At 42.4% G+C, this 12,962-nt stretch carries 11 protein-coding genes; 3 read left to right on the forward strand and 8 right to left on the reverse strand.

What is annotated here, in order from left to right:
- The first annotated feature begins 1 nt into the window (after position 1).
- On the forward strand, positions 2–523 hold the full coding sequence (locus L6I86_RS15830) for a hypothetical protein (RefSeq protein WP_236288558.1): 522 nt from the start codon (positions 2–4) through the stop codon (positions 521–523).
- 218 nt (positions 524–741) lie between these two features.
- Here the strand turns inward: L6I86_RS15830 and L6I86_RS15835 are convergent, their stop codons facing one another.
- Positions 742–885: a hypothetical protein gene (locus L6I86_RS15835; protein WP_236288560.1), complete on the reverse strand. Its 144-nt coding sequence runs from the start codon at positions 883–885 to the stop codon at positions 742–744.
- A 130-nt stretch (positions 886–1,015) separates the two neighbouring features.
- A complete protein-coding gene (locus L6I86_RS15840) occupies positions 1,016–2,032 on the reverse strand; it encodes a patatin-like phospholipase family protein (RefSeq protein WP_236288562.1) in 1,017 nt (338 codons plus the stop codon).
- Positions 2,033–2,393: 361 nt separating this feature from the next.
- On the opposite strand from L6I86_RS15840, the gene L6I86_RS15845 reads away from it, so the two are divergent.
- Positions 2,394–2,717: a hypothetical protein gene (locus tag L6I86_RS15845; RefSeq protein WP_236288564.1), complete on the forward strand. Its 324-nt coding sequence runs from the start codon at positions 2,394–2,396 to the stop codon at positions 2,715–2,717.
- A 140-nt stretch (positions 2,718–2,857) separates the two neighbouring features.
- Complete coding sequence (locus L6I86_RS15850; RefSeq protein ID WP_236288566.1) at positions 2,858–4,021, forward strand: hypothetical protein; 1,164 nt, start codon at positions 2,858–2,860, stop codon at positions 4,019–4,021.
- Between the two features lie 438 nt (positions 4,022–4,459).
- Here L6I86_RS15850 and L6I86_RS15855 read toward each other — a convergent pair whose 3' ends face one another.
- The 6 genes from L6I86_RS15855 to L6I86_RS15880 form a co-directional block, all read right to left on the reverse strand.
- Positions 4,460–6,235 (reverse strand): PASTA domain-containing protein, encoded by a 1,776-nt coding sequence (locus L6I86_RS15855; protein WP_236288569.1) that lies wholly within the window; start codon positions 6,233–6,235, stop codon positions 4,460–4,462.
- Positions 6,236–6,546: 311 nt separating this feature from the next.
- The gene (locus L6I86_RS15860) at positions 6,547–7,986 is read right to left on the reverse strand and encodes an ankyrin repeat domain-containing protein (protein WP_236288571.1); all 1,440 of its coding nucleotides are present in this window, start codon (positions 7,984–7,986) and stop codon (positions 6,547–6,549) included.
- 4 nt (positions 7,987–7,990) lie between these two features.
- The gene (locus tag L6I86_RS15865) at positions 7,991–9,289 is read right to left on the reverse strand and encodes a protein kinase domain-containing protein (RefSeq protein ID WP_236288573.1); all 1,299 of its coding nucleotides are present in this window, start codon (positions 9,287–9,289) and stop codon (positions 7,991–7,993) included.
- A 29-nt stretch (positions 9,290–9,318) separates the two neighbouring features.
- On the reverse strand, positions 9,319–10,233 hold the full coding sequence (locus L6I86_RS15870; RefSeq protein ID WP_236288575.1) for a PP2C family serine/threonine-protein phosphatase: 915 nt from the start codon (positions 10,231–10,233) through the stop codon (positions 9,319–9,321).
- Between the two features lie 17 nt (positions 10,234–10,250).
- The gene (locus tag L6I86_RS15875; protein ID WP_236288577.1) at positions 10,251–10,976 is read right to left on the reverse strand and encodes a vWA domain-containing protein; all 726 of its coding nucleotides are present in this window, start codon (positions 10,974–10,976) and stop codon (positions 10,251–10,253) included.
- 687 nt (positions 10,977–11,663) lie between these two features.
- On the reverse strand, positions 11,664–12,866 hold the full coding sequence (locus L6I86_RS15880; protein ID WP_236288579.1) for a Shedu anti-phage system protein SduA domain-containing protein: 1,203 nt from the start codon (positions 12,864–12,866) through the stop codon (positions 11,664–11,666).
- Between the last annotated feature and the right edge of the window lie 96 nt (positions 12,867–12,962).

The following is a 12,962-nucleotide window of genomic DNA, read 5'->3' on the forward strand; positions in this document are numbered from 1 at the left end:
AATGCAAATTACTGTCGGAGCGAAGTGTTGGGATGGCTCGCGGAGCAAATCGTTATCTAACCTTATAAAAGTCGAAGGCCTCACACTACATTTAGTGGAACGCGTAACATTTAAAGACAGATTACGGCGACTCAATGATCCCAAGCTTAAAGCACTTCTTGGTTACGCGGTACCTATAGCATTCTTAATAAACGGTCTACCCCCATTCGGAATTACGCGAGCATTTGCTCAAACCGTCACAACTGCTGCTCCTTTCGTTTCCGAAACAGTTCCAGCTATGGCTGTTATGTCCGATGCGTTTAAGGGGAAAATTCTTCACGCGTTCGATCCACTCATTAACCTCATTCAATCGTTATCTTATCCAATCGCTGGTGTCATGATCGCCGGTGGCTGTTTGTTTATTATGGTCGGGAACCGAGAGAAAGGTATGCAGATGCTACAAAATGCAGCTATTGGGTATATTTTAGTTCAATTATCTCCAATGATTCTGGAATTATTGGTTGGCATTGGCGGACACATTTAATTAATGGCGAATGATATTTAAAACCTTTCCAACTACATGGGTTCATTGGGCGAATTGAGTGTGTGGATTTAGCCATCGATAAAGATAGTTAGCTCAATAGTATATATAATCATAATGAGTTTTAAAGAGCCCCCTACGAAACCCCAAAAAAACCTCGGCTTGCGTTACCGAGGTTTTTACAACTGCGATTATTTAATTTGTTTCGAGATGGAGGCTGACTATTCAGTACCATAATTTGCATCAATGGCGTTTGAAGCAATTTTGGTACCAGATGAACTAGATACAGTCACAACTTTCCCTGCAGCCAAATTGATCGGAGTCGCAAGAATCCCATAAACCGCGAATTCCTTGGAATTGGCCAAGTGATTGTTGGTTATTCCAGTGACAGTAAGTCTTCCATATCCGTATGTCCCGTTTACCGTTTCATTGGGCCTGAAATCGCGTGATAAGATCCCTTTTGTTCTTCTACCTCCCCACACTTAAGTGACACGTCTATGTTTTTATAGGGAGTTTATATGATGCCAGATATGAACTTGTACTTTCCAAACCGGAATCAATTAACTCCTTTTTTTGCTTATCAGTTATATCGAAATTTATCGCAGATATTGTTCCTGAATCAACAAGGACTGTCCGATCAACATCCTCATTTAAATGACTATTGTTTTGTTGCATATCAAATATTGTACCGATTAGGTGTTTAGTAAATTCGTAAATGTTTCTAACAGGGAAGTGCTCTCCACTATGATTTCTTATAATATTAATTCCATTTTTCGAATCAATTCGAATCCCTAATGTTTCAATATTAACAATAAGTGGATCTTCATGACTTTCAAGCTCTCCAAGAGCCCCATTCCCCTTTTTCCATAAAATTTCAGATTTATGTCCATGTTCTTTGTTTGTTAAAAATCTGTATCTGTCGAATAAACGTAAAGGATAGTTAAATAATAATCCTCCATCAACATATACTTGATCTTTATATTTTACGGATTCGAAGAATAGTGGTATGGACATCGAAATCCTGACTGCATCAGCTAACTTCATGTCGGCAGTTGTTTCATGCGAGAAAACTTCGCTGCAGTGAGTCCTAATATTAGTTCCGATAATATAGATCTCTTTAAAATTATTGGTTACTCTTCTATTGAAAACATCTTGAAATGTAGAGTGAGGGCTTCCTGTTTTTTGTTCAACAATTTCCTCAATCCATTTTTTGAACTTGTCCCCTTTGTGCCAACCGTAATTATCGATAAATCGAACGGTATCTAGGATTATTCCTGGATCGTCATCAGTAAAGGTTCTGAGATCTAATTTGTGAAGTTCTTCATGAATTTCTTGTGAACTATAATTTAAACCAACTAATAATGCGACAATAGCCCCCGCTGAAGTCCCTGCAACTCTTATAATATTAGGCAGTATTTTTTGTTGTTGCTCAAGTGCATCCATTACACCGACAAATGCAACGCCCTTCACTCCACCTCCTTCGAAAACCAAATTTTTAAAAGGATATTCCATTTTCATCATCCTCCAAAGTAGCACTCGCCAATTATAGGTGAAATTAAGAGTTCTATAGCAGACTCATACGCTCGAATTTATATTGAATTTTCATTTTCAGTATTGTTCCTGGAAATTTTAAATTTATACAATTATTAGCAATAAATTGACTTGACATAAAATAACAAAGAAGTTCGAATATCGTTTAAAGCTAGGCGACTGCGACTTAAATTCATCAATACCAGCCCATAATGAGCCCTCTGCAGCTGCTACATAATCGGATGGAAACATATATAAAATATCCGTTAGAAAATGAATAGAAAAAAACTCGACGCCAAAATATAAGGTGGAAAACTAAATAAGATTAAAGGTGGCCTTAATTATGGCGGAGCATATTTTTGAATACGCGTGGAGCGTTAAAAAACCAAGTCCAGAGGACCATTCATGGTCGTACCAAAAAGCATGTGAGCATTGTCTAAAAGCAATCGAAGAACAATACGGAGTAGATTGGAGAATAAGTGACATCCGTTTTGAAGATCTCAATAGAGAAACGCACACTAGAGGTGCAACTCCAACGAAGCCAAAACAATGGAAATGCACACATAAGGTCAGAGCATATTTTAAGGCAGAACATCGTGGTCAAACAGATAGTATTGACAATCCCTATATTGATACCGCATTGACAGCAAATGTAGAGTTGGAGTAGAGATGCACTGGCAATGCTTCAAAACTGTCCAGAGAGTGGATTGCCGCGGCACTACTCTCTATTTTTTAAGCTTGGGGTCATAAATAGGTTAAATATTAAGCATGCAATGTTTATTTCTTAATGAGGTGAATTGTCAGGTTATGGACTGGATAGCTATTGCAGCAAAAATTGTAGAGGCATATAACCAGCCGAAGAGCGCACAAAAAGATGAAGCAAATATCTTACAGATTATAAATCATATTACTTCGGAAATTAACAGAGTAATAGATCATTTGAAAAGTTTGAAAATGACTGAGTTTACCGGACGAGTACAGGGCCTTCAAGATAAGTTAAGAGAGTATAAGCCTAAAAACGATGAACAAGGAATAAATAAAACCACCTTGATTTTATTGAAAGATTCATCCGGTGACTTATTAGGAGAAATCATATCTTATGCAGAAACTGGACAGGATACCGAACAAAATAAAGCACTCGCTGCTCTGATATTTACCACCTTATTTGCTAGAGCTTTTATATTAGCAGAATTCAAATATACTTTTGAAACGAATATGGATGATGATATCGTGAAAATGATACAAGATAAAATGTCTATTTTTGACAAGCTGTTTGGGTTTCATTATCTACAGAAAATTGCTCCCATCAAAAAGCAACATGAAGAGAAAAATCTTCCTCGACCTAGCCTGGTAGTTGGCATTGGCCCTTGCGGTACTGCTACTCCGTACGATTTGGGGGGCAATTACCATCGAGAGTGCGATAAAGCCCCTGAGTTATACGATCAGATACAGTCAGATCAAGCTTCGATCAGCCTATACGGAGAATTCAAGAAACAGTGTATAAATGCCATACAACGAATCAATGGCATGAAGATCAACTTGAGCGAAAAAAAACCTGATTTCTTTTGTAACAATCATAAATTCCTCCCAATTAATAACGGGCTTATTCAACCAGATATTAAATGGGTCCTCGGAAATGATAAAAATGGAACCAATAATAGTCCAAGCATCTTCTGGGATTTTGACAACATAGCTGCTGGAATGCAAGTAACATTTCAAGCAGTTACAAAGTCAGAAGGAGTAGTAAACAGATTATCGCAAATTGCCATATGGGAAATTGGCGAAAATGTGAATACTAATGTAAGCAGTGGCAAAGCACCTAGTAATACTGATTGGGCATCACCAATGATAAGCTATAAAAAAGTTGAAGAACTATCAATTATACGTGCAGAGGTATACTGGTATGATCAGGAAGAAATTTTTCAGATTGTTGACAGTAAAGCTTCGTGGGTACAATCCTCATGGACTTAAAGGGCTAGACTAACCTTTAGCTAGTCTAGCCTATTAGGAGCCTCGAACCAGCGTCGATCGATAACCCCCGGATTATTAACCGCCTAGTTAATCGCCATGCATGGAACACCAAAAAAGGACATCGTCTATTCGACGAGTGTCCCTTTGCTTTGCATATAAGTTATCGCGCTGCCTAAGCGACTGCGACGGCGCGCTGTTGCCTTTCCGTCAATAACTTTTTAGCATACATCAACTACGTTTTTGTTCATTCACCCACGCACGATTTTGATCTTGCATCGTTATTGAAGCCATTTTCTTTTGAATACTTGCAGCATTACTTGTAGCAATGGTTCGTCGGAGGGGAAACAGCTAGGGTCAACTTTGGAACCGACTTCCTTAAATAAAGGAAGAGGTATCCTTGATGCTCCTCCTTTATTATAACAAGTACCGTTTGCCTCTTTAATGAATTGAAGGTTTTATGTCCTTTACTGGAAAGTAATTAACAGCTACATTGACCTTATTAATCATTTGCTCTAGAGTTAGATCCCCGCTTGCATAAGACTTTACGTCAATAGTATCAAAAAGAAATTGAGCGGGAGCTTCTCGTGGCTTGTTATAAAAAGTAATCTTTATTACTGCGGCGTCTGTTTTACTTGTGACTTTAAACAATATGTCTAAACTTTGGGTATTGTCTCCGGTTAAAAAGTCAATGTTACTTTGTAATACGAGATAAGGATCAGTGTAAGAAAAATACTGTTTTTCTCCACCAATAATAATTTTGTTATCCATTAACTGTTTTGTTATCGCATTAGTGACACTAGAACTTTTTTCTTTTTCAATATTTGCTTTATCTTCAGCGTTATCAACAGCACCCGAGTTAGCTCCACCTTTAACGCCACTGGTAGATTGGGTAGAACCGCCGTTTTTGCGGCTTACATAATCTTGGTAAGTCCGCTTTTGTATACTAACCAACTGACTATGCTCATATATCTGGATAATGGCGCTTTTATCCGGTGATACGGTCACATTGACGCTAACAGTTTGCTGTTTGGACGTCTGAACCGTTTTATAGTTGATATTTTCGCCGGTTGCATCGCTCACTGTAATTTTAAATGTAGAATCTTTGCCGTCTATGATCGGAACAAGGGTCACCGGAACTGTCATTACCCCAGCGTCGTCGGGCATTCCCTTTGAAACGATTAGCTTAATCTCAGATCCTGGAGATACTTCATTTTCGGCCCCATAAGGAAACTGGGTGATCACCTTATCCTTCTGGAAGTTGTAGCTCGATTCATAGCTGATATTCTCAGGGGCTAGTTTGAGCCTGTTGTCGCTGATCGCTTTTTTAGCATCCGTTAAAGAAAGGCCAATCAAATTCGGCATTTTGAACGTTTCCTTCCCTTTACTCACACTAAGTTGTACCGTCAATGTTGAAGGATATACTTGTTCGTCGACGCGTGGCAACTGTTGAATCACTGTGTCGACAGTCACTTCGTCGGAAAACTGCTGCTCAATTTGAATGTGTTTATCCGGATCGATCCCAAGTACTCTGAGCGTTTCCCTAGCATCTTTGATTTTTAAGCCAATTAGATTGGGCATCTTTTCCTTTGGCACGCTGACGGTAACTTTCATTGGAGAATCCGCAAACATAGCGTCCGGCGAAGAAGATGGTGGGTCTAATGCTTTTAAGGAATCAGCCACCATTGAAGGGCTTTTATTTCCAGTAGTTTGCGCTATATACCCAATAATGCCCAAACCAACCACGCAGGCAACGATCACCAACCAGATTTTTTGAGTTGATAAGGATGTAAATCGTCTCGAAGAGTTGGAGGTTCCAGCTGATGGGGTAAGAGATATAGCAGGTGTCGCCTTTTTGCCGTGGACCTGGTCCGAGACTTGAGCTTCTGGCGCCAGTGGTGCCAACATAACCGGCATCTTTTTGCCAATTGCCAGAATCCAGGATTCCACTGCATTCTCCGCGAAGGTTTTCTCAATTGCTGCATCTGAGACCAATCGGTGAACAAACCGGTTATATTGTGCTAAATCTACAATTTCCTCACTAATGTTCAAAAGGTCCTGCACGACCTTTTCTTCTATGGCGGCCATAAGTACCTTTAGCTCTGTTCTCTTCCCGGGGCACAGATCCATCAGCATGGCATACAGCCGGCGTTTGTCGGAACAAACGGCGATTCCATGTTCATTTAATATCTGCTTTAGGATAACGGTAGTTTCCATTACTATGTTTCTTACCCCCTTGGGACATTTCATGGTCATAATGAGCGTCACTAAAATTATACTGCTAAATCTCTACTAGTTTCGTATAACCTTTTTCCATGGCTTATCAAGTCCGGTTTGGTCTTCCCTCACCTACTAGACATCCACTTTTCTTTCAGGAAGGAATTTATATCAGCAATTGCTTTTCGTTTCCCCCCTAAAAACTACTTTGCACCGTTGTGAGCGGTATGAACTCTACAGAGCGTGGAAAGATTCAAATTTCCAGTTGAATTGGGAGTGGCTCATGCCTCAAGCAGCAATGATAACAAATTTCAATTTTTGAGGTCTGACGGTACAGATCGTGTTGATTTAGCACCTGCCTCAAGTAGTACTTTTATTACTTCCTTATTGTTATAGGATATTGCATTGTCTAGTGGATAATTGCCGTTCGATCTCCTGCTGTTCACATCAGCTCCGGCCTGTAGCAACACCTTCACGGTCCAACCAGTGCTAGCGACATAGATGGATGTTATTTCATCCTTCGTCTTTATGTTGACGTCTGCTCCGTACTTTAGCAGCAACTCCGCCGCCTGAGCTAAGCCCTTTGCTGAAGCATCCAACAAAATTGGCCATCCATACCAAACAACATAGTTGGGATCCGCCCCCCGCTTCAACAAATTCTCCATCTTTTGAATAGTCTCGGAGGAAATAACACAGCAAGGAGAATTCTTGATTAGCAAGTAAAACTCTTCACTAAGGGCTTTACGGTCCTCCGGGTTCACCGTGACTGCAGTCGTTGGGACCGCAGTGGAGCTTTCGGATACTTGTGGTGAAGCCAGTGTAGAATCTGCTGTAGCTGATGAACGATCAGAAACTACTGGTTCTTTAGTGGGGGGGGCAGCTACCGTCGTATTAGAGGGGGCTACCGGTTCTTTTATCAGAGTACTGGCTACCGCCGTAATAGGTGTCGGTGAAACAGGAACTCCCCCGGACGGTGGCTGAGAAGCGGATGGCTCGACCGTCACCTCTGCGTTGGTACGAGCAGTCTCTTGGGAAGATAACAACGAAGCCGTAGGATTTACCGTTACTCCGGAAGTGAGAGCGTGAACCGCCTCAGCAGCAGGCGAAACCGTTGAGTCCGGAGTCGCGCCACTGATCAGTACGGAAGCTTCAGGCGTCTGTGACGGTCCGGCTACTAAAGCATTCTGTTGCAGAATTTGACCTGGGGATTGACCATCAATCGCAAATAAAATGAAGCTCAAAGCTCCAGTGAGCATTACGGTTACAGCCGTAATGGAAGCTACCCTTCGGTGCTTACGTATAAAACACTTGGCGCGATAGGCCTCCGCAGACAGCCATTTCGACAATGAGTGGCCGAACTCGCCCCCCCCTTTCCCTGCTAATGTAGGCGCCGTAGAGGTCGAAGGTCCCACCATCCGGCCTGATACAGCCCCTCCATCCAGCTTCTTCCCGCAAGCTTCGGTAAGCGCCCGAATCGTCCAGTCCGCATAGTCTTGTGCGATTCCCATATCATCTTGCAACCGGCGAGATAGCTTTTTCTGCACAAGTGGCTGGAGAATCTCCCCCTGTTGGCAGTCAATTTCTAGAGCGATGCCCATCTGCACTGCCGTCGCGAGCAGATTGATTTCTCGTGACATGCCGCCAGAGTAATCGATCAGCAGCCCTTTTAGACGACGAGGTTCTTGAAACAGCTGTACTCCGTGCTCCTGGCGCAAGTTGGCCAAAATCTGAATTAGATTGTTGTTTTTCATCGGTTTAGGTCAGAAGCTCTCCTTCGCAATGGCCAAATGTTATTCTGAGTCCGACACTGAGCGGAATCGCCCGTTGAGGTGGGACCTCTTTGACGCCTTCGTTGACCACCGTCGCCTGCCAGGAAGCTGTGGTTAGATTCCGAAGCCCCCATACTGAAGGATTGTTCGGATTTTGCGCTAATTGTCCGGCTGGCTCTTCTGCTGTTCGCAGATCGGCAAAAGGATCGATATGGCGTTTCTTTAAGACCGAGCCCGGAGTCAGCACTATAAAGCTTCTTCCGGAAGCCCCCTTCAGGAGTAAACGGGGCGGTTCCGTTATTTCACGTCCGCAGTACCAGCAGTTCATCGAGCTCAGTCCTTCGTACCAGAAATTCTCCGCACTGTCATGAGGGCACGTCACAATGCAATCCTCCAGCTCCTGGAACACACTTCGCCACTCTCCTTCGGTCACCCTCCGTTTTGGATCTTTAAGACCCACCGAGAAAACATGGATAAACTTTTCCTGAAGCGGCTTCGGCATACAGGCCCATCTTTTTCTAGCGGTGGCATAATCCGGATCGTTCGGCAATCCATTTCGTTTATCATGGGGATCAAAAATAAACACTGGATCCTCCCCGTAAATTTTCCTCTTTGCTGGAAGATCCCAGGACCGGATATCATATTCCATCTGACCGTGCATTGGATGATGCCACACCCACAGCTGGAACAACAGCACTGCCAACGAATGAAGATCCGTATCGGTGGATGGGTTGGCTTTGCCGGTTACCAGCTCGGGAGCCATATATTCCATAGTCCCCCACACTTGGGAATCGGAATGCATATTCACGCCGATGTTATCATTATCACAGATGAGTACCTCACCGGTCTTCGAGTCGAACATAATATTCCCCTTGGAAATATCCCGGTAGCAGAATCCTTCCAAATGCAGCTTCCGGTAGGAGTCAGTTGCATTGTAAGAGATTTGGCACATGATTTTCATGGACGGGGCCGGCTTCAACCTGTTCCATACCTCACCTAGCTCGGCGAATCGCGAAGTATCTATTAGATCCATGATATATCCGAATTGATCGGTGCCATCAGCGACAACAAGATCAAGCGGCCAAACAAATCGGCTTCCGGATTGTCCGCTGGGAGTCCCATGATGGATCAGAGTACGGATGGCACTTTTTTGCACTTCTGTGGACTGCTCCGGATTGTACCATTTCAAGGCCTTCATTCCGCTGGACAGTCCTTCCACCAGAAATACCGCACCTTGTCCACCTTCCCCCAGCTTCTTCTTGACAGTCAGAGTTTCGCCCAGCATCTCAGATTTCAGTTTTTGTCCAATGGCGATCATGCCGGTTCAACCTCCTTATTTTTGGTTCCCTGTGACTTGGACGGTTTGCAATGAAATAAAAGCAGTGCAACTGAGATATCGTCCCCACTCCCCCTGGCGGAGAAATCCTTCAGGATGTCAGGCAGAAAGCCTCCAAAATGGGATAGTCCCTCTTTCCCCAGCTTACCCAGAAGAGTTCGGCCAAATTGATAGAAGGAATGATCTGTTTCGAAGCAATTGGTAAGTCCGTCCGTGCATAACAGAAGCAATGCCGATTCTTTAGGCTGGGGTAACTGGGAAGTCTGCCACAATAATCCGGCTTCTTCGTGTGACATGGAATAGGTTACATTCCCAATCATCTCATCCGAAGCTCTCGGAAACGGTAATTCAACCGAACCGTCTTTATTCACCAAGAAAATATCTCCATCACCTAGTTGGCCCAGTAAAATTTGTGACGGGGTGACCATGCATGCAAGCATAGTTGTTCCGTATCGGGAAAAAAGCTTCCGGAATCCCACGGGATCCTCAGGAACTTCAATCCCTCTCACCCGTGCATCCGCCAACACTGCTTCGTGCCACCTTCTCTGCACCAATCGTGGGAAGTCGGATTTGAAGCTTCGTTGCAGAGCTTGTGGATGGATATGAAACTCTTTGTATAAATCGCGCATGACTTCAAGCGCAACGGTACAAGCCAACTTGGAACCGAATTCACTCAGATCGTGTTTCGCGGAACCGTGACCGTCAGCAATGGTCATCAAAGTGACGCTTTCCTCTGCAACAGAAAACGCCCAGGTGCCAAATGCATCTTGGCACGGCATTCCCTGCCTCAGATGGGAAGCGCCTGTAACCGAACATGCAAAATGCTCTGCCTGAGGGGTATATCCGTAAATGTAGTGAGGTTCAACGGCAGTCCCTTCTTTGCGGTCATCCACTTAAGCAGCCTCCTACATCAAAATACATCAGTACTCGACGATGCCACCTGGACTTGCGGAGGAGAGGCCAGCGCGACATTATGTTGATCATTGGCCGGATCTCCTGCTTTGCTCTTGCCGACAGAGGCGCCGATTGACGCAGTGATGCTTGCCCATTGAATATAGGCAATCAGCTTCTCAGGTGTATCGGCTTTCAGAACGCCGATCTCTTGGTGACTGACGAATTTTAACAGCTGTTCTTCGTCGTATTCCCGGTCCTTGCCGATAGCGATTACCAGTTTGACGGAGCGTTTCCCCCACGGAAGACTATTCAAATTCTGTATCGCCTTTTCATATTCGCTCTCCGGATCCGTACAGAATCCATCGGAAAGTAGGATGCACACAGGAGGGTAGCCGCGCCGGTTCATTTTCTCGATATCCAGCTCGTTCGCAAGCAAGTTTATGGCTTGTGCGGTAGCCGTAACTCCATTTGCCCTTACTTCCGGCCATACGAATTTTTCAAGAGGTATTGGATTTGGACCCACATGCCAGCTGGCATCATTGGAAAATTTAATGGCCCGCATCATAATTTGCACCTCAGGATGTGCGGACACGGCCTTTTGGATTTGTGGAATAACATCTTGGATGGCGCGGTTTAAACTTGCGATCTTCTGGCCTTCCATGGAACCCGAACAATCAACTAACCAGAAAAATTGAAGTGTTCTCTTAACGATTTCACCTTCAAGGACAGGGCCATTAGTCATACATATTTCTCCTTATTGATTAGGATGATACTGCTAATTTTCAGAATCAGTAAATAATATATCACAATCCTTTCGTAAATTTTGTCGTATTATGGCGTTTTTTTCTCAGATACTCTTTACCTCACGACTATAGACCTAGGCGTTTCTTTAACCTATCAATCGGTCAATGGTAAAGTTACTGGATATGCCTCGAAATCGTACATTACGCTTAAGTAAATAAAAAATTTAAAATTTGGACTTTAAAACAACGAAAACCGCGGGATTCATTTCCACGGCTCTTCTCAAGTATCACGCTTATTGATCATCCACTCCCCAAAAAGTATTATTCATATTACAACTAATGTTGATTATGCATTATGTTTTGTGACTATTTTACTTGTATCTTTCAACATATCCATCATTTCATTTTCAGAAATGTTAAATAATTTTTGTTCTGGTATAATTATATACTTTCCTCCAATCAGTAGCGGTTAGCAATCTTCACCTCTCGTTGAAGGTCAAACTACATTTATAATCCAAATTTACCCATAAAAAGAATATCATGATTAGTTATTGAGTGAGGAAAGGCCACCCGGATTACCTCAAGTTTCTATTTAGTTATTGAACGATAGTTTTCTAATTTATTCTCGTTAAACTGCACTCACCGTTAATAAAGACGCTCAGCTTCTGGAAGAAGCACAAGCATCTTTATCTTGCTAAGAAACCCATTACAGTGGCTACAATGTCGTCGTAAGTACGAATGGTAATATTTGAATAATCGTTCTCAATTGCTCTCCATAATTCAGGCGGAAACATGAGCCTACGGCCAACGACAAGAAATCTTCGTGGCAGATATACTTGAATTCCAAATGTATTTTTTACAAACTCTCGATTTCGGGGATCATTAAAATATTCACTATAAACTCGAGTCTGAGCAATATACGAATGAAGTTCTGCAGAAAAAGTTTCGCGGTTATTCCGCCCAACAACCGCTGAGTTACTTTTGAGATCAGGAAGTTTAAATTCAACAATATCAGCGAATCCATTCGATGCGGTAATAAGAAAGTCAGGACGGATTGCACTTCGGTCTGGTTCTCCAACCCATGCACATTCTATTTCATCGCTTACATATTGACCGAAAAAGGCCATATTTAAAATAAAGTGATGTTCTGGTTGCGATAAAAACCGAGTAATATCCGTTTCTGAGACATTCTCTGAATTAAATAGTTCAATAAAACGATTTAGTATTGTGAGCTTGTCAAACTGAAAATCAAATTTTTCAGGAATAGTGTAACGGGAATCTCTAAGGGCTAGCGAAGTAATATTAGACCACAAATGCACTCCAATTTCTTCATGATCCTCGTCAACATCCTTGCGTGAAATAGGGAAAATATCCATCCATTGAATATTACGGACTTTTAATCCGTCGCCACTTTTCGCATAAAAGTAGCTATTACGGATTCGCATCTGTTTTTCTCCAGCCAAGATAAGACCATTCGTGTTTAAACAAAACATCATTTCTTGAGCAAGAAAATTCCAATTGTTATCAACCAAGATAGTTGTGGCCTCATCGGTTGCTACAAATAGATCATCCATTTCATCGATTATTGGGACGGGAATTCCCGTGCCATTAAATTTAAGTCCTACGATTTCTTCGATTAAGTTTTCTGACTCTGAGTAATCATTGATAGTAAAATTTATTTCCCAACCATCAACAATTTCTTTCTTATAGGGTCCTACATATTCAATTGCCAGATGATTTTTACCAAGATAAATGCAGATGTTATCAGGATTGAGAAGGAAAGCAGGAAAGGAACGTTTTAGCTCTTTATTGTGCTCAAGAGCGAACCATATTTGACTCAGATACTTATCTCTTAACGTGGACATTAATTCTGTTATTATTTCATCCAAGTATAGCACCTCCTTTTATATGGAATAGTATACCAATTACAATGCCTCAGAACCATGTATTCTTTTTGACTACTAAAATAGCTCATCTTAGCTATG

This window comes from Paenibacillus allorhizoplanae (assembly GCF_927798215.1).
Lineage (GTDB): Bacteria > Bacillota > Bacilli > Paenibacillales > NBRC-103111 > Paenibacillus_E > Paenibacillus_E allorhizoplanae.